The sequence below is a fragment of the Herbaspirillum sp. GCM10030257 genome, from assembly GCF_042666555.1.
Taxonomy (GTDB): Bacteria; Pseudomonadota; Gammaproteobacteria; order Burkholderiales; family Burkholderiaceae_D; genus Noviherbaspirillum.
On record NZ_JBHTDH010000025.1, the window covers coordinates 1 to 24,034 of the forward strand.

Genomic DNA, 24,034 nt, shown 5'->3' on the forward strand with positions numbered 1-24,034 from the left:
TTGTCGCACCACCGGTGGATCGTCTCATAGCTGACTATCACGCCGCGCTCCAGCAGCAGCTCTTCGATATCCCGCAGGCTCAGCTGGAAACGGAAATACCAGCGCACCGCGCAACTGATGACCGCACTGGGGAAACGATGGCGATAGTAAAGGGCTTTGGGTATCTTCATTGCCCGACTTTACCAGCGTCCATCGTTAACGTGACATTGCCCCAGTGAGCTAGGCACTGAGACTTAACCCTGCACGCTGATCGATTAGGACTAGCAAGCGAGTAAGGAATCATGAAGCAAGGTTGCGATCCGTTGCTCAGGATACCTATCACGTGGCTTTGATCCGCAGTCCTAAACTACGCATTTCAATAGTCCAGTTCCGCTTCATCAGCCATGTTGCACCTGTCGGATATCCTCGGCTTCCCGTTGTCTCATCCAGTCAAGAAGCACCGTCTCTCCCCATTGAATATCAGCTCGGATGGCGTCAGCCGTTTTGACAGGATCTCTGCCTTCAAGCCCTTCAAGGACGCGATAATGCGGATGACTATTCAGGTCGATTCGGTCCGCACGTAATTCGGTATGAAAAATGTGCAATAGCGGTCCCATCCGAACCCAGAGGCTTTCGACGACGGTATATAAATTAGGCAGCTTTGCGGCGTTCACTAATGCAAAATGGAAGGTCCTGTTCAATTGTGCGGCTTCACGCGGACTTTTCCAGACTGATTGAATGAACTCGTCATTAATTTGACGTAACTCCAGTATTTCGCGTTGCGTCACCTTTAGCGCCGCTGCTTCAGCAGACGCACCTTCCAAGAGGCGGCGGATCAGTTGGATCTCTGAGACGGTTTCAGGACCAAGCTCGGGAACCGTAATCGCCGTAGCAGCGGTCATCTGTAATGCCTGCTCGCTGACCAGTCTGAATATAGCTTCCCGCACCGGAGTCGGGCTGGTTCCCAAAGACGCAGCAAGCTCGCTGATCCGAAGTCGGTCTCCCGGAACATATTGACCATTCATCAAGGCCGACCGAATCTCGTCGTATACCCTGGAAGAAAGATTGCTTTTTTCAACCGGCGCTAGGGAAGTCATAGCCTAAAACTCGCGAAAAATATCATATACAAAGTGTACGCGACAAACCCTAGGACGCCTACACCGGGTCAACGATCCGTGGTTTTACTAATGAACTGCGTAAACAGAAAAACGCGACGTCCGCCGATTACCCTTCAGAAAGAAGAAAATCCATGAGGTACTCCACCTGAGAAGTCACCATATGAACACCCTTGTGAGTCCTGCATCCGATTTGCTTGGCGGCTTTTAGCAATGCAGTTTCGTCCGGCTGCATAATGACGTCTGCAACGACCATGCGAGAGTTAATATGCTTCGGATCAATAGGGAGCGGATCATCGGGGTGGAGCCCTAACGATGTGCTATTGATTACAATATCCCAAGTACCCTGAGTCCCGTCAGCCACTTCAATGGGTGCGCCAGCGTGCAATTCCTTCAATTTTGCCACAAGGGCTTTAGCTTTTGCCGCGTCCCGATTATGGATCGCCAAGTTGCCGACATGGGCGCCGAGTAATGCATCCGCAACAGCGGTGCCAGCGCCGCCAGCGCCGAGCAGAAGCACCGACTGGCCCCGCAACGTGATGCCATGGCTTTGCATGCCATTGACAAACCCAAGACCATCATACATACGCCCGATGAAACGGCCGTCGAAAGTTCGCCGGGCAACGTTCGCGACTCTCAGGACGCCAGCAATCCCTTCAAGTTCATCAAACAGTTCTGCAGCGTTGATTTTATGGGGAACTGTAACGATCACGCCGGCCAGATTCTCGACAGATCGCAAGCCATTCAGTGCCGCTGGTAGTTCCGAAGGGGCCACTTGCCAGGGCACCAGAACCGCATTCAACTCACGCGCAGCTGCCAACGCATTGAAGAATGCCGGTGTCCGTACATGTGTGGCGGGATAGGCAAGAAGGACGACGACACGTGTCGTTCCATCGACCCGGAGCGATGGCGCCGCAACGTTTTCTCCTTTTGAAACAATTTTCTCCATAGAAATATCTTCCTTTCAGGTTTTAGTGGGGCGTCCGGCTAAAAAGCTGGCGTCATTTATCATATAGGATGTATGATATATCAAATAAGAGGAGATTGGGTTATCGGCGGATTGGGGTCGAGCAATAACTAGAGAAAGGAGCATTACATGCAAGGAATTGGAATTTTTGGTTCGCCAGGACGCTACGTTCAAGGTGCCGGGGCAGTAAACCTGATCGGTCACTTTGCAAGCCTGCTTGGCAAGCGAGCAACTCTTGTTGCTGATCCACTGGTCATGAATTTGGCAGGAGACCGCATCGTTACGAGCTGTGAAAAATCCGGCGTACAGATAAACTGTCTCGCCTTTGAGGGTGAACTGACGTTTGATTTGGTCAGCCGTCTGACGACTGAATGCGAAGTAACTAGGCCAGATTTCATCATTGCTGCTGGCGGTGGGCGAAGCATCGATACGGGCAAGGCGCTGAGCAAAAAAATGGGCTGTCCAATCATTACCGTGCCCACTGCTGCTTCCAACGATGCGCCGACCAGTAAGAACTACGTGCTATATGACGAACACCATCGACTCGCCGCGGTTGAGCATCTAATCTCAAGTCCAGCTTATGTCGTTGTTGATACTGCGTTGATTGCTAACGCACCAGCAGCGCTTTTGCGGGCTGGGATTGGGGATGCCATTGCAAAGAAGTTTGAAGCTGACCAGTGTGCCGCTGCCCTCGCAGGCCTGAATATGTTCCAAGCGCGTCCGCTAGCAAGCGCACGTGTTCTCTCGGATGCCTGCTTTGCGACTTTGCTTGATGATGCAGCCGCCGCACTCCAGGTGGCAGGGACAGGACGACCGAATACAGCATTTGAACGGGTCGTCGAGGCCACGATCCTGATGGCGGGGCTTGGATTTGAAAGTGGGGGACTGTCTGTTGCGCATGCAATGACACGCGGACTATCAGTGCTTAGGGAAGTCAATCGCACGCCACATGGCTTTCAGGTTGCCTATGGACTGCTCGTACAGATAGAGCTTGAACAGCGCAACGATGGCATTCGAGAACGTATCGAGCAGTTCCACGCCGACACCGGATTGCCACGGAGCCTGGCACAGCTTGGTCTTCAGAATGTCCTAGCCGAAGAACTCGATACGGTTGCGGAGTTAACGTTGGCTGCGCCGCATGCAAAGAACTTCAAGCGAGTGCTGACTCAAAAAGACATCGTGGCGGCGATGCTGGAGGTCGAGCGCAGAGCTCAGATCGGGGTGCTTGTAACCACATAGGCAGTTCGCCACACGGTCTAAGAATGCTAATACCAATGGTCAAATAGGAGAAGCGTTAACGTGAAAGAGACGATTGAACTCGTGAACCCGCGGTTGCTGAAAGACCGTGCATATATCAACGGGCAGTGGACTATTGCTGATGACGGTACGACCTTCAACGTTAGCAACCCAGTCGATGGTAGCACCATTGCGGAAGTGCCCAACATGGGTCAAATGGAGACACGGCGCGCAATTGAGGCGGCCGAGAATGCATTTCTGACCTGGCGCGCAATGAGCGCGAAGCGCCGTGCAGCGTATCTGAAGAAATGGTATGACCTGATCATCGCCAACCAAGATGACCTCGCAGCTTTGATGACCTATGAACAAGGGAAGCCGCTGGCGGAGGCGCGTGGAGAGGTTGCCTATGGCGCTTCATTCGTTGAGTGGTTTGCAGAAGAGGCCAAGCGCACATACGGCGACATCATTCCGGCACCGAGCGAGGATCGGCGGTTGCTCGTAATAAAACAACCAATCGGCGTGACCGCGGCGATCACACCCTGGAATTTTCCTGTCGCAATGATCACACGGAAAGCAGCACCTGCTCTCGCTGCTGGCTGCACAATGGTCCTAAAACCTGCTAGCGAAACACCTCTCTGCGCACTTGCACTAGCAGTACTGGCTGAGGACGCGGGCATTCCTCCTGGCGTCTTCAACGTCGTGACAGGCCGGCGTTCTAGCGTAATTGGACAAGAGCTCACCGAGAATCCCGTGGTGCGTAAATTGTCCTTTACCGGCTCCACTGCAATCGGCAAGCAGTTAATGGCGCAAAGCGCATCCACGATCAAAAAGTTATCCCTTGAGCTAGGTGGCAATGCTCCTTTTATTGTGTTTGACGATGCGGACCTTGACGTAGCCGTTAAGGGTGCGATGGCTTCGAAATATAGAAACGCAGGTCAAACCTGCGTATGTGCAAATCGCTTTCTGGTTCAGGACGGTATCTACGAAAGATTCGTAAATCGGATGACTGAGGCGGTCAACCAGCTAGTAATGGGCGACGGAAAGCGGAACGGGGTCAATGTGGGCCCTCTGATTCATTCGAGGGCAGCCAGCGAAGTCCATGCCCTGGTTATGGATGCCATCGATCAGGGCGCTGTGGCAGTAACAGGCGGAAAAAGAGAGGACGACAGGGGGAGTTTCTATCCCCCTACTGTGCTCACCGAGGTCAAACCAGGGATGCGCATCCTGAAGGAGGAGATCTTTGGGCCCGTCGCACCGCTCGTCCGGTTTAAGACAGAAGAAGAAGCGCTAAAACTCGCTAACGATACGCCATACGGATTGGCGGCCTATTTTTATACAAAGGATGTCAATCGGGTCTGGCGTATAGCGGAACGGCTTGAATGCGGCATGGTTGGTATCAACGAGGGCTTGATATCCAACGAGGTGGCCCCTTTTGGGGGCGTGAAAGAGTCGGGCCTGGGACGCGAGGGATCCCGTTATGGCATCGATGAATATATGGAGCTGAAATATCTTTGCTTGGGTAGCGTCCATTGACCAATGTCTCAGTGCAATGTTGCGGTAAACACATTATTTTTCGGCTGACCACGCCGGGCATACCATTTAAGCCTCAAAGGCACTGAAAAATAAATCACAGAGAGCATTGTGTTTTTTGCTTTTTTATATATGATATATCATATTCGATGTATCAGCGGATGCGGCAGACTCGGATCGCCGCGCATAAAAGGAGAACGATGAATGATTAGTAATACATCCACAGTTGCGACTAAGCACGTCGGCTTTAGTCCAACGGCCGAAGAGGTCGCATTTCTCAGAGAACGCGCAAGGTTTATTCGGCTTGAAACAATTCGCCTGATCGAAATTGCTAAAACAGGGCATTACACTTCGGTCTTTTCAGCCGCAGAGACCTTTGCTGCTCTTTATTACGATGTAATGAACATCCGTCGGGGGCAGCCGAAATGGGAAATGCGGGATCGGTTTCTCATGGGTAAGGGTCACGCTGCTGTTGGCCTGTTCCCGGTTCTTGCCGATCTCGACTTCTTCCCGAAAGCCTGGCTCGACGATTACACCCGACTAGGTAGCCCTCTGGGTGACCATCCCGACATGCGCAAGGTCCCAGGGGTCGACTTCAGCTCCGGTTCTATCGGACATGCACTCTCGGCAGGACTCGGTATGGCTCTGGCGGGTCGCTTCTTAAAGCAGGACTACACAACATTTGTCATGTTGGGCGACGGCGAAATGCAAGAAGGCCAAGTATGGGAAGCGGCTATCGCCGCCGCACATCATCGTGCCAACCGTCTGATCGCGATCATCGACCGCAATGGTTATCAACTGGACGGTGCCGTTGACGACGTTATGGGCATCGAGCCACTCGACAGGAAATGGGAAGCGTTCGGTTGGGAGGTACATACCGTCGATGGTCACAACATCGCAGAATTGACCGCACTGCTGCGACAGCTAAGGGCCGATGACAGTCGCACTCGACCGGTATGCGTCATTGCGAAGACCGTGAAGGGGAAGGGCGTGTCCTATATGGAAACCGAACCCGGCTGGCACCTCGGTTACCTCGCGCCTGACGATGCAGAGCGCGCCATAGAAGAAATTATGGGACAGGAGATCTGAAATGAATCAACCACTTTCAAAGGAATCCTGGCAGTACCGCGGCTTGAATGCCATTACGCCAGGGTTGAGTTATCTTTCCAATGCATTGATTGAACTAGCTGAAGCAGGGCATCCGGTCGTAGCAGGCTCCGCCGACCTCCAATACTCGAACGGGCTGGTACGGTTCGCCGAGCGATTTCCCGAGCGTTACACGCAGTTCGGAATATCTGAGCAAAACATGGTCACCGCCGCAGCTGGTATGGCCACCGCCGGCTGTATCCCATACGTCGCCACATTTGCGTCATTTCTCGCATTGCTGTGCTGTGAACAAATCCGCATGGACGTCGCCTATTGCGCACTTCCAGTACGCCTGATTGGTCACCACACGGGTATTTCGCTAGGCTTTTATGGAACGTCGCACCATGCGACGGAGGACCTTGCAATCATGCGGTCGATCGCCGACCTCACAGTCGTCGCGCCGGCGGATGGCCCACAACTTGTCGCCGCGATCAAAGCCAGCGTGGACTATCCCCAGCCAATCTATTTCCGCATCGGCCGTGGCCGTGACCCAATTGTTTATCAAGACAATGTCGCGTTTCAATTTGGGAAAGCAATTGAGCATCTTCAAGGGGAGGAACTCACGATCATTGCCTGTGGATCGACTGTTCATCCGGCACTCGAGGCTAGCCGCCGGCTCAACGCAGCGGGCCGTTCGGTTGGAATGATCGATATGGCGACCGTCAAACCCATTGACCGGGAAGCAGTACTCAAGGCAGCTGCACGATCACGCATCATCATGACGGTAGAGGAACATAACGTACTCGGCGGACTTGGTGGTGCAGTAGCAGAAATCCTCGCTGATGAAGGCACAGGAGTACGCCTGGTCCGGCATGGCATCCAGGACGAATATAGCCTGATTGCCCCGCCAACACATCTTTATGCACATTACAAGCTCGACGCCGACGGTATCGAGAACGTTGCACTTGAAGCACTCCGCAAACAATAGCCTAGACGCGCCTCACGTCTGCCACGAGCAGAACGGGGAGCAGACGTGATGCGTTCTGGTCGCGGCACTTAGATGACGAGCAGCCTGAAGTGGCAATTCCAACGTAGATAATAGACAGGAGACGCAACATGAAAAGAACGACCAGTATCACAAGAAGAGGCGCCACGGACGTACTTGCAGGTGTCCTCGCATTATTCCTAACCGGACCGGCATTTTCACAGACCAAAGAGGTGAAAGTAGGAGTACTGCTTCCACTTACTGGCGGTACCGCGACAATCGGCAACCAAACGAAGGTGGGTGCAGAGATTGCCGCCGAATTGATCAATGCGGCAGGTGGCATCAAGTCAATGGGCGGCGCCAAATTGACATTAGTCTTTGCAGACACACAGTCGAAGCCAGATGTCGGCGTTGCGGAGACGGAACGGTTGATCCAACGTGAGAACGTTGCTCTGATTGTTGGAGCATATAACAGCGCAGTCACCTTTCCCGCAACGGAGGTTGCAGAGCGCTACAAAACACCTTGGCTCGTAAGCGGTGCGGTCAAGGACGAAATCACCGAACGCGGGTTCAAATACATCTTCCGCCCGAATAACAAGGCTACCTATGATGCCAGGGAGCAGCTAGACGCCATTGACCAGCTGAAGGCCGAAACTGGAAAAGGCCCCAAGACGATCGGCTTGTTTTATGAAGGTACCGACTGGGGCCGCTCGCACGCTGCTAACATCAAGAAGCTGATCAAGGATCGTGGCTATCGCATAACACTCGATGAATCCTATCCGCCGAATCAAACCGATTTCTCTGCGCAGTTGTTGAAAATCCGTGCAACTAAGCCAGAAGCGTTAATTGTAGTGGCTTATACACCAGACCACATATTATTCACACGGCAGTTTCACGAAAGCAGATTGTATATGCCGTACGGCATTCATTCTGTAGGCGGCGGATCGGAAGATCCAAGCTTCTATAAAGCAGTTCCCGCTGGTGCCGTAAAGTACATGTTCGTCCAAGATGATTTCCAGGTCGATATCATGCGGGCTGCAAAAGACCCGACCGCTATTAGCGCTGACAGTAAATTCAGAGCCGCGATGGGGTATGGGCTGAATTCCTACGGCGCACAAGGAGTGTCCAACATGTACATCGTGAAGGATGCGCTTGAACGGGCCGGATCGGCAGACAAGGAGAAGCTTCGTGAAGCGCTTGCCAAAACGGATATCACGAGCGGCCCTGCGCTGATAACCGGATATCGCCGTATCCAGTTCGATGGCGAAGGTCAAAACACCTTTGCCCATGGGGTGATTTCCCAAAACCTTAATGGTGAACGGAGAACTGTCTGGCCAGCCGAGAATCGCTTAGCGGACGTGAAACCCACATGGCCGCTTCCCGACCCGTCGGGCCGCTGATCTTCAGCATAGTCCAGCACAATCCAATGTGATGCAAGGTGAGGAGGGGAAGACTTCCTCACCCTTTCCGCACGCATCTATACAACTCCATTAAGTACATCAATCATGGACCCAATCATTTTAACTTACGCGGTCGCCAATGGATTGCTCCTTGGGGGTATCTATGGTGGCGTAGCCCTCGGGCTTAGCCTCATATTTGGCGTCCTGCGAGTGATTAATTTCGCGCACGGCTCGTTTCTTATGCTCGCGATGTATGCCAGTTATGCCCTCTGGTCAACGTTTGGCATTCATCCGTATGCTGCCGTAATTCTCACCGTACCACTTCTGTTCGTTCTGGGCTATCTAACTCAGGCCGTAGTCATCGCACCTCTTTATAAGCGAGAGACGGCTCTCGTTGTTGAGCCGCTGGGAGCCCTGTTGTTGACTACAGGTGTGTTTCTCGTCATCGACAATGCGGTGCTAATGACCTTTGGACCTGACGTACGTTCAGTCTCGACTGATTTTGCAAATGGATCCGTTATTCTTGGGTCGCTCCCAATCAATATCGGAAGGTTGGTTGGCGGGGCGGCCGCCCTCGTTGTCGCTGCATCACTGGCAATATGGCTGAAGACAACGGACATGGGCCGAGCCATCCGCGCTACCGCACAAAACCGTGACGCTGCCGCGATGTCAGGGATTAACGTTAGCCAGGTCTATAACATCACATTCGGAATAGGCGCCGGTATTCTCGGCTTATTCGGCGCATTGCTTGTCCCGTTCTTGTCCATTACCCCTACGACAGGATTGAGCTTCGGCATAAAAAGCTTCCTGGTAGTTGTGCTCGGAGGAATCGGTTCAATCCCCGGTTCGATCCTGGGGGGGATCCTACTTGGTGTCTTCGAATCCATTGCATCGCAATTCGTCACAGCCACGTCCGCGTCTGTGTTCTCGTTTTGCCTCTTCATCGGAGTCCTCCTGTTAAGGCCTAACGGTCTACTGGGACGGAAATAATTGGGAGCAGATATGAACCAAAGAAAATTGAACGCCACAAGGGCTCTAGGCGTGCCATTACTATTGCTCGGAGCGCTACTTCCGCTGGCGGTAAAGGATGCGTACACACTGCATTCGCTGACCATGATCATATATTTCGCGTATATGGCGTCAGCCTGGAACTTTGTCTGTGGTTATGTCGGACAGATGTCGTTAGGTCATTCTGTATTTGCCGGCATTGCCGGATACGTGACAGTCCTCCTCTTTACCGGTGTAGGACTTTCGCCATGGGCAGGAATGATGATCGGCGGCACAGTGGCAGCGCTCCTCTCGGTGTTGATCGGCTACCCGACATTCCGGTTAAAAGGACCGTACTTCACTTTGACAACGATTGCCTTCGCGGAAATCGTCCGTATCTGGCTTGAAAATACTGATGACTTTATGGGTATCCCCTTAAAAGGTGCGCAGGGATTGGTAGTTCCTCCGTCGGCTCTCGGTTGGCAAGTGTTCCAGTTCCAAGGAAAAATACCCTATTACTATATCGCGCTGACTCTCTTGGTCGTGATGTTGCTTGCCACCGTCCTGTTAGAGCGCTCGAAGCTTGGCTACTACCTCAAAGCTATTCGGGGTGATCAGAGTGGGGCGGAGGCACTGGGGATTAACCCAACCAAGTACTCCCTCGTGGCGCTCGCATTCAGTGCGTTCATGACCGGACTCGGCGGTGCGTTCTACGCTCAATTTTTCCGATATATCAACCCAGAGCGGAATATGGGTATGGAATTGTCTCTTGACACTGCGATCATGGCGATCGTTGGCGGGCAAGGTACGGTCATGGGACCTCTCGTGGGCGCATTGATACTGCATCCACTCGCCGAATTTACGCGCGCATATCTTGGCGGCCGCTTCCTAGGGCTGCACCTCATAATCTATGGGATTGTGTTGATGATCGCAGTGTTGTATTTCCCGAAAGGCGTTATTGCACCATTCGAGCGTTGGCTAAGCCGCATCAAGTTCAAAAGCACAACCAGGAGGATGCCAGAATGAGCCGCAATATTCTTGAAGTGCGTTCTCTGTCCAAGCGGTTCGGTGGACTGCAAGCAGTGAGCAACCTGTCATTTGACATTGCGCCCGGAGAAATACTCGGGTTGTTGGGCCCAAATGGTGCTGGCAAGACAACGGCCTTCAACCTGATCGCTGGATTTCATCGGCTTGATCAAGGCGAGATCCGCTTTGAAGGGAAAGACATTGCCGGCATGGTACCGCATCAAATCTGTCAAACGGGTATTGCCCGAACTTTTCAGTTGTCCAAGCCCTTCGGCGGCCTGACCGCCATTGAGAACATTATGGTCGGCGCGTTTGCCCGTGCATCCAACCGCACAATGGCCCGGCACAGCGCATCCGAGTTGCTGCAATTCCTAGGCCTGGCAGCAAAGGCCGATGTCGATGCTAATGACCTTACCGCGTTTGACAAGCGCAAACTGGAACTCGGCCGCGCACTGGCGACACAGCCTCGATTGTTGTTAATGGATGAAGTTGTAGCGGGAGCGACGCCGTCAGAAGCTGGCGAAATGGTGGAACTCGTGAGAAGGGTACGTGACCGCGGCATTACGGTACTCATTGTCGAACATGTGATGAAGGTGATCATGGGACTGTCGGATCGCGTCATTGTCATGGAACAGGGAAAACTGATTGCAAACGGCATCCCGTCTGAGGTGGTCCGTATGCCGGAGGTTCTAAAAGCCTATTTTGGAGATGGCTATGTCAGTGGAGGTGAGTATGTCAGCGCCAGTGCTTAGTGTGACGGATCTGTGGTCCGGATATGGAGAGCAGCAAATATTGCGGGGGATGGAACTGACACTCGCTCCCCGATCAATCACAGCGCTCATTGGCGCGAATGGCGCCGGAAAGACGACGTTCCTACGTACTATCTCTGGGCTGCTGAAGCGTACGCGGGGCAGCATTTGCCTCAATGGAAAACCGTTGGACGGTCTTCCCCCGCATCAAATCGTTGCGGAAGGATTCGTACAGTCTCCAGAGGGGAAGCAACTTTTCCTGGAGATGAGCATCCTGGACAATTTGTTGATAGGCGCTTCGAATCCTCGTGCTAAGAAGCGGCGGCGTCAAACCCTGAGAGAAGTTTTTGACCTCTTTCCACTTCTGGAAGAGCGACAGGCGAATCTCGCCGGTACCTTATCTGGCGGGCAGCAGCAAATGCTTGCGGTTGGTCGTGCCTTAATGGCGTTGCCTTCTGTGCTCGCCTTGGACGAGCCTTCGCTCGGCCTAGCTCCTATCATGGTCGACCGACTGTTCCAGAGTATTAGACAACTCAAGGAAAGAGATCTTGCAATTCTGGTCATCGAACAAAATGTCAACCAGGTGTTGGAAATGGCAGACCGTGGATACGTGGTGGAGAATGGAGAGATCGCGATGTCTGGTACAGGCGCCGAATTGCTCCGGAATCCCCACTTAAGGCAAACGTATCTGGGCATATAGCGCAGCCGAGAGTAGGCGATGTAATACGAAATTTCTTTGTCTCGCAGACTGAAGACATAACCAAGGAGAGAACATGAGCAAGGGTGTTGCAGTGGTAACCGGTGGAGGAACCGGGATAGGGCGTGCGGTGGCTGAACTATTTCACGCTAGTGGAATGCAGGTTGTCTGCCTTGGCATGGACGCTGACGCCGACCTCCCCGAGCAATTGAATTTTCGGAAAGTTGATGTTACGTCCGAAATGGCCGTCGAGGAAGAACTTAGCCACCTTGAAAGAATCGATGTCGTGGTCAATGGCGCGGGAATTATTCTGCACGAAGGGCGCGAATTCACTGCTGAAGGGTTTCGGAAGGTTGTAGACGTTAACCTGTCCGGCTCCAATATCGTCTCGCTCGTCGCCAGACAGAGACTAGCAAAGGCAAAGGGTGCCATTGTCAACGTGGCGTCTATGTGGAGCTACTTTGGATCGCCGCGCAACCCTGGTTATGCTGCAAGCAAAGCAGCCATTACGGCGCTTACTCGCTCACACGCCGTAGCATTTGCCGAAGAGGGTATCCGAGTCAACGCTGTCGCGCCTGGATGGGTAACGACAAAGTTGGCATCTGGAGCGATCAATGATCCTGTACGAAGCGCAGCCATACTTTCCCGCTTACCACTCAAGCGCTGGGGCCGACCAATCGACGTCGCCCGTGCAGTGCGATTCCTCTGCTCCGAGGATGCAAGCTACATCACTGGTGTGGTTCTGCCGATAGATGGTGGCTTTGGAATCGCCTAATCCTAGATCCGATATTGTAGGGAGAACCTAAGTGAAATTTATCGAACATGAACTGTCCGGTGGCGCCGATTCGCTACGGATTGCGGAACGGCCAACGCCTTCCGTTGGGGACCATGAAGTCTTGATCCGTGTCGCTTACGCCGGCGTGAACCGTCCGGATGTTCTGCAGCGAAAGGGTTTGTATAACCCACCTCCGGATGCGTGCCCATACCTGGGCCTTGAAGTTTCGGGAACGATTGCGGAAGTTGGCAAGTCCGTCTCCAGATGGAGCGTCGGGGACCGGGTATGTGCGTTGACGCATGGAGGGGGCTATGCGGAATTTTGTGTTGCCGATGGGGGGCATTGCCTGCCTGTTCCAGACTCCCTCAATATGGCACAAGCAGCTGCACTCCCGGAGACCTACACGACTGTATGGGCGAATCTGTTAGCCAATCGTGCGTTCGAATCAGGCGATTCAATCCTAATCCATGGCGGGACAAGCGGGATTGGCATTACTGCAATTCAACTCGTCAAACACTTTGGAGGTACTGTATTTACGACCGTGGGCAGTGCGGACAAAGCAAGTTTTTGCCGCGATCTTGGTGCTGATACCGTCATCAACTACCGGGAAGCAGACTTTAACAAAGTAATAGATGAGGCTACCACCGGAAGGGGCGTTGATGTTGTTCTCGATATGGTGGGAGGAAAATACGTTGAGAAAAACCTTACTGCACTTGCGTTAGAAGGAACGCTAGTACAAATCTCCTTTTTGGAGGGCAGTCGGCTTGAGATTGATTTGGCACCCATCATGCTGAAACGGTTGACCTTCACCGGTTCGACGTTACGTGCACGTAGTCCACAAGCAAAGGCAGCTCTCATTGCCGCGCTGGAGGCGAACGTCTGGCCGATTCTGTTAAATCAGCGTTGCCTGCCACAAATTCATGAAGTGTATCCTCTTGCTGAAGCATCTAGCGCACATAAGCTCATGGAGTCGAGCCAGCATGTCGGGAAGATTTTGCTACGCGTGTCCGGCTGATTCAGTACCAATGAAATAGCGGTATAGAGGGAGATCGCCGTTTTTCCCTGTCAATTAGACAGTTCTGATCCTCCATCTCGATACTCTGGCCAGCGCGTCACGATTCTCTTGGTTGAGAATATGAAACCGTTGAGGTTGCCCGATACAAGCTTGTTGGCATCCATCGATGTGAAGTTCAAAGTCTGGCTGACTTGGATGGCGTAGCAACGAGTCGCTACGCCATCCAACAATGGAAAGGCTAAGCGGTAAGACCAGCAACGCCGCCACTGCGGACAGCATTGCTAGCGGTCGACAAACACATCAGTTCTTTACAGCTGTAGCTACACCTTTGCCGACCAGTGTCGCCGTTCTTTGACCGATGGGCTGTTGAAATGCGGACGGATAATCGTGGTCCTGGAACCGGAGTGATCCATCAGCTTGAGCATTTCTGAGTTCCGCAATAACCTCCTCACGCGTCCTCGTTGCAACAAGGGTATATGCAGGATAGTCAAACTCATTCTCGTGTTTGACATGGCCGGTGGCTTTGTTTTGGAACATGGCCATAATTATCCACCCCTAACCAACTCTGCGAAACTCGCATGTAAAGCGTTCGTCGCTGATATCGGTAACCACAAAAGCAATGCGTCATTCGAAGTGCCGCGGGACATAGCGGAAGAACTGGTCACCGAAGAAGAAATTCATTTTGAACGGCGGACATCAACGTAGTCGTTGAATCTACAACAACATCCCTATATCGATACCGGTTGGATCAGCGTCTGATACTTTCGAGATCTAAATGTTGTTGGTTTGTGCTTTCGCTACACTGCCTCCTATAGCAGAGCAGTATGTCATGTCCCACGAGACAACGAATAGAACGCACAGACTTATGAATAATCGAGATACGCGATCAGGTCGGCTCTGTCGCGATAGCGCGATTAGGTTAAGCATGGCCGCGAGGCCGGCGGCGATCAGAATACCAGTGAGTAGAACTGATTCGCTGCCGACGAGGCTTGGTCTTTGATGTCGCCAAGTTGGCCTTTGCGAATCATATGCATGGTTTCAATGCCTGCGATGATGATTCGGGCGCAGCGAAAGGCATTGAATCCGAGCATCGGCCGCGTGACGCGTTTGATGGCCCGGTGGTCTTGCTCGACGATATTGTTGAGGTACTTCGACTGGGGCAGCACAATGGCCAGACCGCTGTCGTCCTGAATACTGACGATGGCGGCCGTATTGGAGCCGCTCTTGTCGATGGCAATTTATACCGTCGGCAATGGTTCCAGCCAAGGCTCCGGCGATAAGGCGTTCAACTTCGGTGTACGTCACGTGTCCTAAAGTAGTATCCCCAGTCATTAATTGACAAGGTTTTTCGGCGCGGGTTAACCGCGCCTTTTTTTATCCGGTTTATTTCGCCTTAGCTGTAGTGGTTTTGTTGCAGTGGGCCGAGATATTTAGTTACTGTGGTTTTCGAATGAAAGCTTCGTGGCGCACCGTTAATATGAAATGTGATTTTACATAACTAACAGTTCGCTTCATCAACTCTGTTCTCTGCGCGGTGTGACGGTCAATTCGATGGTAAGGGGAGAGTGACTATGAACAGTCCAAGGGATAATGTCAAATTTTCAGGCGCCGATCGTTATTCGAAACCAAAACCAAGTGGAATTGAAAATCAATTATGTTATCCCGTGAACGGGCCGGACCTACAACAAATAATGACGCAAAATCTGATGCGCCGAAGTATGAGTTGGGTGCGACATTCAGCAAACCATTCGTCAGTATGACAAAGATTGAAGCAAAACCCCAATCGGATCGAGTCCGGTGTTGTAAGATTGCATTTTATTAAGAGCCGCCATATGCAATTACGAATAAGTCGAAAGTCTACACCGACGTCGCATGCAGGTTCAAATCACCGACATTCTCCAATAATTAAGGCTCGCGCAGAATTGAGCATACCTTTTTTGTCAACGCGCACATTGCCATGGCCTATGTTGATTTCGGCTGGCAACGGCTCATACGGCATGAGGTAATTCCCCGAAAAGTGGGGCAAAGATAAACTATGCGACCCAACCTAGTTTTGCTGACAGTTCTCGTGCAGTCTCCACTAGGCGCAGGTTAACGCCCTTTGCAGGCAGGGACAAGCCTGGTTCTGGACGAAGGATGGTGATCGCAGCGCAAATCCGGCCGCTTTGGTCAAATACTGGTGCCGCCGAAGCTGCATAGCCACCACTTAGACTAGCGTCGGTATGGGCATAGCCATTCGTCTTTACCTCGTCTGCAATATCGCTGACGACCAAATTGCGTATGCGATCATTAAATGTTCCGTTAAGACCAGCGCTGTGAACCCGTTCCTGTTCTACCAGTGACGTAGTGAAATCGTCGCCGATATAGGAAAGGAAGACGCGCCCCGTCGCTGTAGCGAGCAGAGGCAGAACATGGCCGACGCGAATGCCGAGTGGACCGTACTCATCGCCATCGATCTTGAAGACGATGGTCGGTCCCCGATTGCCCCATACCGATAGATACACCGAATTGCGGGTTTCGTTCCTCAAGCCGGTAAGAAGATCCTTGGCAATTTCGATCAGGCTGGACTGGCGCAGCGATGCCGCGCCCAGTTGGATCGCAAAGGCACCCAAGCTGTAGTGTCCGGTCGCGGCGTCCTGCTCGACCATTCCTTCATGCACAAAACTCATCAGATAGAGATATGCATTACTTGCCGGCATTCCAGCCCGCGCCGCGATTTCCTTTAAGGGCAGTTTGCGCTGTTCCTGCTCTAGGGCGCGCAATATGCGGAAACCCACTTCAATTGATTTGATCCGGCGTGGCTCGCGTTTCTCGACAAGCGTTTTTATGTTGGTCGGCAAGTCCTTCTCCTGCGTTGACGGGCAATTTGAGCTAACCTATACTAATTATACACTATCACACGCGATTATACATTGTATAAATGGCGGATGGTCACTTTTACGTTCGGCGACGGTGTGCCGGCGTATCTGCATCTGCTGCTAAAGAATGCCGACTAACATCGTTTCGTCATATCGATGCGGGCATACCGGAATGAGTTCGGCTTAGGTAGTGCCGAGATTGCCGATTAACAGAATGCAAAAAAGGGAGACGCAATGAGGAAACTGTTCAGGCTGTGTACGGCACTAATCCCGGTGGCTGCCCTGCAAGCTGCCCCGGCCCAGGCAGCGTATCCGGAAAAACCGGTAAAGATTATCGTGCCGTTTGCCCCGGGAGGTATTGCCGACGGCACTGCACGCCTCATCGCAGCGGAACTTTCAGCGCGGTTCGGCCAAACGGTGTTGGTTGAAAACCGACCGGGCGGCGCAGCGATCATTGGAACCCAGGCAGTGGCAAAAGCCCCCGCTGATGGGTACACCCTGTTGATGGGCAGCACGAATGTGTCAACGAACGGCGCGCTCTACAAGAAGCTGCCCTATGACGCGGACAAGGACCTGACCCCTGTTGCTCTTGCATTGACGCTTCCGGGAGCCATCATCACGCATCCCTCGCTACCGGTAAAAAACTTCGGTGAGCTCATCGCCTATGCGCGGCGCAACCCGGAGAAAATCAGCTACGCGTCGGTCGGGTTGGGTAGCTTCTCGCACTTGGCCGTCGAAGGACTGACGCAGCGGGCTTCCGTCAAGATGGTGCATGTTCCCTACAAGGGGTACGCACCTGCCATTACATCCGTACTCTCGGGCGAGACCCAGCTACTCGCTAGCGACTTGCAGGGAGCATTGCCTTATCTGCAGGCTGGAAAACTGAACGTGCTTGCCGTCACCGGCTCAAAGCGCGTGTCGGTGCTTCCCGACGTGCCTACTGTGCAAGAAGCAGGCATCAAGGATTACCAAGCGGTGGCATGGCTGGGCGTTCTCGCTCCGGCCGGTACGCCTGCACCTATCGTGTCGCTGCTGAATGCGGAAATCAACAAGGCAATGCAGAAGCCGAGCGTGCTCCAGCGTTATACCGAACAAGGCATCGATCTGTTTAACGGAGATCCGAACGCATTCAGAAAGTTTCTGGATGAAAACAGGGCCGCCTGGGAAAGGATCATTAAGACCGCGAACATCTCGCTCGAATGACGCCGGCGCAAGTGCGCCGGGAAACAGCACAATCGCCAAGCGGCGGCCGACGCCGCCTGGCACGGCACGGATACATGGAGGATGCATGGAGACAGGCAAAGCGCGCCGCAAGCAGCGCATCGTGATCGTGGGCGCCGGTATCGGCGGGCTGACTGCCGCCGCTGCGCTGTGCCGGATGGAGGGCTTCGAAGTCATGGTCTATGAGCGTGCAGCGCAGCTCGGAGAAGTTGGGGCCGGATTGCAGATGGCGCCGAACGCGGTCAAAGTGATCCGGGCGCTCGGGCTCGAGGACCGTTTCAGACGCGTTGCCGCGGAACCGAAAGCGCGCCTGTCGCTGAAGTGGGACGACGGCACGGTGCGCGCGCGGGAGCCGTTTCGAGGTCGCATGGAGGAAATGTATGGGGCGAGCTATCACATGGCGCACAGGGCCGATCTGCACAGGCTGCTGCTGTCGCTTGTGCCGGAACATGCAATCCATACCGACGCCGAATGCACGGGCGTTGCCAACACCGCAAGCGGAGCAGTGATGCGTCTGGCAAGCGGCCAGGAAGTGGAGGCTGATGCCGTCATCGGCGCGGATGGCATTCATTCGGTGGTGCGCATGCAACTGTTCGGCAGGAGCGAGGCGCGCTTTACCAACCAGATCTGCTGGCGCCTCATCCTTCCGATGGAGGAGTTGCACAAGGCGGCCGGCAAGCTGCCCGTCCCGCTAGACGGAAGCGAATACACTGGCTGGTTGGGACCATCCGGACATGTGCTGTTCTATCCGCTGCGTGGAGGCGATCTGCTCAATATCTTCGCGGGAAGAGTGTCGAAACAGTGGGCCGACGAAGCTTGGGCCGTGCCGAGCGCCATCGATGAGATGCTTGAGGCCTATTCTGGCTGGCATCCGGGCATGCTAGACGTATTGTCGCGGGCGACCGAAACATATAAATGGGGCATCTATGACCGCGATCCGTTGGAACGATGGGTCTCGGGACGCATTGCCCTGCTGGGCGACGCCGCCCATCCTATGATGCCCACGCTCGCGCAGGGTGCAGCGATCTCGATGGAAGACGGCTATGTGCTGGCGCGTCATCTCGACGCGTACCGCTCGGATGTCACGGCGGCACTGTCAGCGTATGAAAACCAGCGTCAGCCGCGTGCGAGCCGCGTGCAGCTGCAGGCGCGGCGGCAGTTCCTGAACAACCAGATGGTGCCGCCGCAGCCTTTGCCGGTGGATTGGATCTACGGCTACGATGCCATCACCGTCCCTGTCGGGCCTGCTTGAATCGGGTCGGGAAGGGGAGGTGCGTGAATGCGGTGCGTGAGACAGGCACCGCCGCTTCTATTCCTGTTATTCCTGTTATTCCTGTTATTCCTGCGGTTCCTGCCGGCTTGTCTTCGGGTCCCACCGCTTGACGCCGCCAGAATCGATTCCGAACAGGTCAAGCACCCGTCCCACCGTGTGATTGACCATCTCTTCAAGCGAGGTCGGCCTGGCATAGAAGGCCGGCACAGGCGGATAGACGATCGCTCCTGCTTCCGTGACCGTTGCCATGCTGCGGATATGGCCGAGATGTAGAGGCGTTTCCCTGACCATCAGCACGAGGCGCCTGCGCTCCTTCAGATTCACATCGGCCGCGCGCGACAGCAAGCTGCTGGTGACGCCCGTGGCGATTTCGGAAAGTGTCTTGATCGAGCAGGGCGCCACCACCATGCCGGACACCTTAAACGAGCCGCTAGAGATGGCGGCACCGATGTCGTTGTTCGAATAGTTAACGTCGGCCAGTGATTTGACGTCAGCCAAGCTCATGCCAGACTCGTGCGTAAGCGTGATCTGCGCAGATCGGCTCATGATCAAATGCGACTCGATGCTGAGTTCTCGCAGCACCTGCAGCATCCTTATGCCGTAGACGATGCCGGAAGCGCCGCTGATTCCAACAACCATGCGCGGGCGAGATGGCGCATCAGCACTCATTCGAAGTCTCCAATTCTGTCGGTGTTGTCATGTCTCGCCGGATCGTTGGCGCTGACTGGGAGCCTTGCAGCTGTTATCCCGGTGCAAGGTGCCACGCATATTACCAGAGGGTTTGCGCGAAATGGAATGCTTTGAACGAGCTTTTTGATTGTTCACTTATTTGAATAACTCAATCAAATTTTGTTGCTTCTTTTCTTTTCGACTCTCCATTAGATTTACATCTTTTAGTGCTTGCACATCGCTATAAGTTTTACTGAGGTGCACGCGGCGGTTCCACAGCCAACACACAACATGGAGATGCAATTGAGCTCAATACCCAGTTTGCCCGGAAAACGCAACGAGGAGGGAAGCGAGACCGCCGTAGACCTCGAACAATTTGATCTTCGCCGTTTCCTCGACGCGCTGGGCAGCGATGAATTCTCCAGTGTCGACAATTCGGTGGATCTCGTGGAGATTGCCTCCATGCTTGAAGGCAACCCCAAGGCCGTGCTGTTCCATCGACCCGCTAACGAGACCATTCCTCTCGCCGGCAACGTTGCTGGCAGCCGCAGCCGCTTGGCGAAGGCATTCAATACCACATCCGAAAACTTGCTGGGTGAAGTGCTTGCGCGATTGCGCAAGAAGGGTGAAGTGGTCGAGGTTTCCCGCAGCGCTGCGCCCGTTCAGCAAGTTGTGTTGACAGGAGACGAATGCGATTTCACCAAACTGCCTGTCCACTTGCAGCACGGACTGGACGGTGCGCCCTACATTTCCGCATCGATTGATTTCGTTATCGACCCGAACACAGGCTGGACCAATGTAGGTGTGCGCCGCCTGATGCTTCGCGGACGTCGCACTGCAGGTGTTGACTTGGTCGCGCCGTCCGATCTACGCGCCATTTATATCGAGCATGCCAACCGTGGCGAGAAACTGCCTATCGCCTTCGCTGTTGGCACACATCCGGTCGATCATGTGGCCGCGACGATGCGCATTCCGACCGATGAGTTGGCGCTGATTGCTTCACTGCGAGACGCTCCCTTGGGCGTCGTCAAATGCGTCACAAACGATTTGATGGTGCCGGCCGATGCGCAATACATTCTCGAAGGTTATCTCGATGAGCAGGGACATGTCGAACCCGAAGGACCGTACGGTGAGTTTTTAGGGTATTACGGCGGCGTCAAAAAAAATCCGGTGTTTCATCTGACCGCGATCACACACCGCAACAACCCGGTTTTTCAGACGGCCACCATTAGCGGCCGCACAATGGCCAGGACCGATACCTCGCAACTTTGCGCGCTGCGCACGGAAGTCACCGTCTGGCGTGCGCTCGAAGTGGCGGTACGGGAAGTGAAGGCGGTGTACGCCAATGCTGCCACTGGCGGCATGTTCAACGTCCGCATCGCTATGCAACAGCGCGTACCGGGCGAGGCTCGTAACGCCATCGCTGCCGTTTTCTCCTGCCTGGCTAACGTTAAGCACGTCTTCGTGGTTGATCCCGACATCGACATCTTCTCGGATGAGCAAATGGAATGGGCGCTCGCGACACGCTTCCAGGCTGACCGCGACCTAGTACTGCAGGACCGCATGCGCGCTATGCCGCTTGATCCTTCGCTGGGCGGCTCCCATCATACGGCCAAGGCGGGCTTTGATTTGACCCTGCCTTTCCTTCGTCCGGGCATGAGCCGATCCATCGAGCACCGAGTTCCTGCTCCCCCCACCTTTGAAGGCCGCCGTTTCGCTTCTCTTGAGGCTGCGCTCGCGGATGGTCCGAAAAGCTTTGAACAACTAATGGCTTCTATCGGCACGCGTGACGGACGCGAAGTCGTACGCTGGCTCGAAGACATCGGTGCAACGCGCGCAATCGCACGCGACGAAGAAGGCCGCTACTTCTTCAGTTGAAATACAACATGGTGGCATCAAAGCAGCGAGATGTCACTTCAATATCTTTATAGGAGACAAAATTGACTAACTTGACAAGCAAGACACGACGCAAGCTCTTGACCTGTATGAGCGCCGCGGCACTGGCTATTGCCATTGGTACCGTTGGAATGATGCCTTCTGCCCAAGCGCAGTCTGGCGCGGCGGCCTATCCGAACCGGCCGATCAAATTCATCGTTCCGTATTCGCCAGGCGGCCTAGGAGACTCGTTTGCGCGGGCCGTCGGACAAGACCTGTCCGAGAGGTTGGGCCAGCCGGTCATCATTGAAAACATGCCCGGTGCCAGCCAAGCCATCGGCGCCGCTGCTGCGGCAAAGGCTCCGGCTGACGGCTACACCTTGTTTATGGGAACGCAGTCGGGATTGGTACTTAACTCCATCGCGCGAAAGAAGCTGCCTTACGATCCAGTAAAGGATTTCACTCCTATCTCCATGCTATTTTCCTCGCCACTATATCTGGTGGTGCATCCTTCGGTCGAAGCGAATTCGGTTAAGGAGTTAATTGCGCTTGCCAAGGCCAAGCCGGATTTCTATACGGTAGCAACCATCGGTGAGGGAACGTCCACACACCTCGCCTCGGTCATGTTTGAAACGAAGACCGGCGTAAATCTTATGCAAGTGTCCTACAAGGGAAGTGCACCGGCCATTACCGACGTGCTGGGCGGCAGGGTACACATGATGTTCGAAGGTGGAGCATCGGCCTTGCCTTACGTGCGGCAGGGAAAGCTGCGGGCGCTCGCATCAACTGCCGACGAGCGTACTGAGAAGGCTGCGCCTGGTTTGCCAACACTCGCTGAAACGTTTCCGGGGTTCTCGCTAGAAGTCTGGTTTGGCTTAGTGGCGCCGGCGGGCTTACCCAAGCCAATCGTCGACCGCTTGAATAAGGAAATCAAGGAAGTCCAGAAATCACCGAAGCTGCTTGAACTGGCCGCTAATCTCGGCGCCGATGTGTTACCAAGCACGCCGGAGCAACTTGGCACGAGAATTCGCAATGAGCTGCGTGATTATGCCAAAGTGATGAAGGATGCAGGGATCGAGCCGCAATGACCATCGATTGCCGCTCCAATATTTGTAATTGCAATTCCTAAAGCATATTCAAGGCTTTCGCCGTCCGTAGTCCCTATCGCCGTGTAAGCACAAGGTCATGCCTCGTGCTTACACGGCATTTTGCATTTTTATTAAACAAACGCTATTACGTAATCGCCCCTGTTTCAAATGAGGAGCACACCTTCGAAGGCTGTTCCATGTAACGCGATGTAAGGTTTGCCTTAAGCGCTTCAAGCCTAAATGACTGTTCACTTTTCATGATTAATTAATAGAATCTTTTTGCTTCTGTATGCCAGGACAGTCCACTATATTCAACATCGTTCGTGCTTTCGCAGTGTCATGAAGGCTGTTTGTCGAACACGCTACGCTGCACCAAAACTATTCTATTGGAGGAAACAGATGCCCAAATCAATGCAGAAGCTCGGCCTTGCCGGGTGCATGACGCTCGGCTTAGCCTTATCAACGCAATCGTCTTTAGCACAGAACACATCCAGTGTGACCATCTATGGCATCGTCGACGCCGGCATCGAATATACTCACGGTGTTGCCGCGGGTGGACGAAAAGAAAATCTGACCCGGCTTAACGGCAGCAATCAGCTCGCCTCCCGTTGGGGCTTACGCGGAACCGAAGACCTAGGTGGCGGTTTAAAAGCAGTATTCAATCTTGAAAGCGGCTTCAGCCCCGACACTGGCGGCTTGTTGCAGAATGGCCGGCTTTTCGGACGCGCGTCCGTGGTCGGACTGGAGGGCCCTTGGGGTACAGTACTGGCAGGTCGTCAGAGAAATACGATCTTCGATCAAATTCTTGTTTACGACCCGCTTCCTCTTGCCACCTACGGTGTCACTGCGCACGACAACGCATTCTTTACACAGCGTCCCGACAACTCGATCAAGTATAGCTACAAGGCAGGTGCCTTGTCCGGCTCGCTGCTATACAGCTTTGGTCGTGATGCGCTCACTGGAACGCCGGCTGGCAGCCAAAGTGAAGTACCAGGAAATTCCCGTATAGGTCGCCAGCTCGGCGCGAGCCTCAATTACGTCGCAGGTCCGGTGAGCATCGGTTTGGGCTACGACCAGCAGCAGGGAGTCACTGCCACGACCGCTTCGGAGGCTGACCGCCGGTATCTGCTTGCTGGCATCTATGACATTGCAAGTACCCGCACCAAGTTGTATGCTGGTGTCGTGCGTCGCGAGAACGATGTGCCGGCAATCGATACGAAAAGTCACATCTACTGGGTCGGCGTCAGGCAGGGTATCACCGGCCAGCTCGGCATCGCTGCGCAGTTGTCTCGCGCGTCTCAAAGTGGTTCGCCGAACAAGGCTACGCTGTTGGGCACCTCGCTATTCTACGATCTATCCAAGCGCACGCAGCTTTACCTGAACGCGGCATACGTCACGAATGACGGCGCAAGCACACAAGGTGTAGCCAACAGCACGCCTGCAGTTCCAGGCGAAAATCAGACTGGCATCGTGTCTGGCATTATGCACCGCTTCTAATAAATA

Annotated in this window: 21 protein-coding genes and 2 pseudogenes; 16 read left to right on the top strand and 7 right to left on the bottom strand. The window is 53.9% G+C overall.

The annotated features are described in order from the left end of the window. The 3 genes and pseudogenes from ACFQUU_RS23785 to ACFQUU_RS23795 all read right to left on the bottom strand — a co-directional run. Positions 1 to 170 (bottom strand): annotated as a pseudogene (locus ACFQUU_RS23785) (IS6 family transposase); the annotation flags it as partial. 207 nt (positions 171 to 377) lie between these two features. After that, entirely contained in the window at positions 378 to 1,076 is a 699-nt protein-coding gene (locus ACFQUU_RS23790; RefSeq protein WP_382250607.1) for a GntR family transcriptional regulator, read from the bottom strand. A gap of 127 nt (positions 1,077 to 1,203) precedes the next feature. Further along, positions 1,204 to 2,043: a shikimate dehydrogenase family protein gene (locus tag ACFQUU_RS23795; protein ID WP_382250608.1), complete on the bottom strand. Its 840-nt coding sequence runs from the start codon at positions 2,041 to 2,043 to the stop codon at positions 1,204 to 1,206. Between the two features lie 147 nt (positions 2,044 to 2,190). Between ACFQUU_RS23795 and ACFQUU_RS23800 the strand changes: the two genes are divergently transcribed. From ACFQUU_RS23800 to ACFQUU_RS23850, 11 genes are all read left to right on the top strand, one after another. Further along, positions 2,191 to 3,300, top strand: coding sequence for a glycerol dehydrogenase (locus tag ACFQUU_RS23800; RefSeq protein ID WP_382250609.1), 1,110 nt, complete (start codon positions 2,191 to 2,193; stop codon positions 3,298 to 3,300). A 60-nt stretch (positions 3,301 to 3,360) separates the two neighbouring features. Next, positions 3,361 to 4,830: an NAD-dependent succinate-semialdehyde dehydrogenase gene (locus ACFQUU_RS23805; RefSeq protein ID WP_382250610.1), complete on the top strand. Its 1,470-nt coding sequence runs from the start codon at positions 3,361 to 3,363 to the stop codon at positions 4,828 to 4,830. Positions 4,831 to 5,031: 201 nt separating this feature from the next. After that, the gene (locus ACFQUU_RS23810; RefSeq protein WP_382250611.1) at positions 5,032 to 5,916 is read left to right on the top strand and encodes a transketolase; all 885 of its coding nucleotides are present in this window, start codon (positions 5,032 to 5,034) and stop codon (positions 5,914 to 5,916) included. A 1-nt stretch (position 5,917) separates the two neighbouring features. Beyond that, positions 5,918 to 6,901 carry a transketolase family protein gene (locus ACFQUU_RS23815; RefSeq protein WP_382250612.1) on the top strand — a complete coding sequence of 328 codons (984 nt, stop codon included), beginning with the start codon at positions 5,918 to 5,920 and terminating at the stop codon, positions 6,899 to 6,901. A gap of 128 nt (positions 6,902 to 7,029) precedes the next feature. Then, positions 7,030 to 8,298, top strand: a complete 1,269-nt coding sequence (locus ACFQUU_RS23820; protein WP_382250613.1) for an ABC transporter substrate-binding protein — start codon at positions 7,030 to 7,032, stop codon at positions 8,296 to 8,298. Positions 8,299 to 8,403: 105 nt separating this feature from the next. Then, positions 8,404 to 9,288, top strand: a complete 885-nt coding sequence (locus ACFQUU_RS23825) for a branched-chain amino acid ABC transporter permease (protein ID WP_382250614.1) — start codon at positions 8,404 to 8,406, stop codon at positions 9,286 to 9,288. A gap of 12 nt (positions 9,289 to 9,300) precedes the next feature. Further along, positions 9,301 to 10,311, top strand: coding sequence for a branched-chain amino acid ABC transporter permease (locus tag ACFQUU_RS23830; protein WP_382250615.1), 1,011 nt, complete (start codon positions 9,301 to 9,303; stop codon positions 10,309 to 10,311). Then, complete coding sequence (locus ACFQUU_RS23835; RefSeq protein ID WP_382250616.1) at positions 10,308 to 11,063, top strand: ABC transporter ATP-binding protein; 756 nt, start codon at positions 10,308 to 10,310, stop codon at positions 11,061 to 11,063. The genes ACFQUU_RS23830 and ACFQUU_RS23835 overlap by 4 nt, the downstream gene beginning before the upstream one ends. Before the next feature lie 49 nt (positions 11,064 to 11,112). After that, on the top strand, positions 11,113 to 11,760 hold the full coding sequence (locus ACFQUU_RS23840) for an ABC transporter ATP-binding protein (protein ID WP_382250617.1): 648 nt from the start codon (positions 11,113 to 11,115) through the stop codon (positions 11,758 to 11,760). 73 nt (positions 11,761 to 11,833) lie between these two features. After that, the gene (locus tag ACFQUU_RS23845) at positions 11,834 to 12,532 is read left to right on the top strand and encodes an SDR family NAD(P)-dependent oxidoreductase (protein ID WP_382250618.1); all 699 of its coding nucleotides are present in this window, start codon (positions 11,834 to 11,836) and stop codon (positions 12,530 to 12,532) included. Positions 12,533 to 12,563: 31 nt separating this feature from the next. Further along, positions 12,564 to 13,547 (top strand): NAD(P)H-quinone oxidoreductase, encoded by a 984-nt coding sequence (locus ACFQUU_RS23850; RefSeq protein WP_382250619.1) that lies wholly within the window; start codon positions 12,564 to 12,566, stop codon positions 13,545 to 13,547. A gap of 300 nt (positions 13,548 to 13,847) precedes the next feature. On the opposite strand, the gene ACFQUU_RS23855 is transcribed toward ACFQUU_RS23850, so the two are convergent. The 3 genes and pseudogenes from ACFQUU_RS23855 to ACFQUU_RS23865 form a co-directional block, all read right to left on the bottom strand. Continuing rightward, positions 13,848 to 14,090, bottom strand: a complete 243-nt coding sequence (locus ACFQUU_RS23855) for a DUF4148 domain-containing protein (RefSeq protein WP_382250620.1) — start codon at positions 14,088 to 14,090, stop codon at positions 13,848 to 13,850. Positions 14,091 to 14,494: 404 nt separating this feature from the next. After that, positions 14,495 to 14,785, bottom strand: a pseudogene (locus ACFQUU_RS23860) (DDE-type integrase/transposase/recombinase); the annotation flags it as partial. A 795-nt stretch (positions 14,786 to 15,580) separates the two neighbouring features. Next, positions 15,581 to 16,387: an IclR family transcriptional regulator gene (locus tag ACFQUU_RS23865; RefSeq protein ID WP_382250621.1), complete on the bottom strand. Its 807-nt coding sequence runs from the start codon at positions 16,385 to 16,387 to the stop codon at positions 15,581 to 15,583. A gap of 252 nt (positions 16,388 to 16,639) precedes the next feature. Here ACFQUU_RS23865 and ACFQUU_RS23870 point away from each other — a divergent pair, with 252 nt between their 5' ends. Beyond that, entirely contained in the window at positions 16,640 to 17,608 is a 969-nt protein-coding gene (locus tag ACFQUU_RS23870; RefSeq protein ID WP_382250622.1) for a tripartite tricarboxylate transporter substrate binding protein, read from the top strand. Positions 17,609 to 17,693: 85 nt separating this feature from the next. Beyond that, positions 17,694 to 18,878, top strand: a complete 1,185-nt coding sequence (locus ACFQUU_RS23875; protein ID WP_382250623.1) for an FAD-dependent monooxygenase — start codon at positions 17,694 to 17,696, stop codon at positions 18,876 to 18,878. A gap of 84 nt (positions 18,879 to 18,962) precedes the next feature. Here the strand turns inward: ACFQUU_RS23875 and ACFQUU_RS23880 are convergent, their stop codons facing one another. Continuing rightward, entirely contained in the window at positions 18,963 to 19,568 is a 606-nt protein-coding gene (locus tag ACFQUU_RS23880) for a UbiX family flavin prenyltransferase (RefSeq protein WP_382250624.1), read from the bottom strand. A gap of 303 nt (positions 19,569 to 19,871) precedes the next feature. On the opposite strand from ACFQUU_RS23880, the gene ACFQUU_RS23885 reads away from it, so the two are divergent. From ACFQUU_RS23885 to ACFQUU_RS23895, 3 genes are all read left to right on the top strand, one after another. Continuing rightward, the gene (locus tag ACFQUU_RS23885) at positions 19,872 to 21,446 is read left to right on the top strand and encodes a UbiD family decarboxylase (protein ID WP_382250625.1); all 1,575 of its coding nucleotides are present in this window, start codon (positions 19,872 to 19,874) and stop codon (positions 21,444 to 21,446) included. 62 nt (positions 21,447 to 21,508) lie between these two features. Then, entirely contained in the window at positions 21,509 to 22,531 is a 1,023-nt protein-coding gene (locus ACFQUU_RS23890; RefSeq protein ID WP_382250626.1) for a Bug family tripartite tricarboxylate transporter substrate binding protein, read from the top strand. Positions 22,532 to 22,930: 399 nt separating this feature from the next. Next, positions 22,931 to 24,028 carry a porin gene (locus ACFQUU_RS23895; RefSeq protein ID WP_382250627.1) on the top strand — a complete coding sequence of 366 codons (1,098 nt, stop codon included), beginning with the start codon at positions 22,931 to 22,933 and terminating at the stop codon, positions 24,026 to 24,028. Positions 24,029 to 24,034 lie beyond the last annotated feature (6 nt).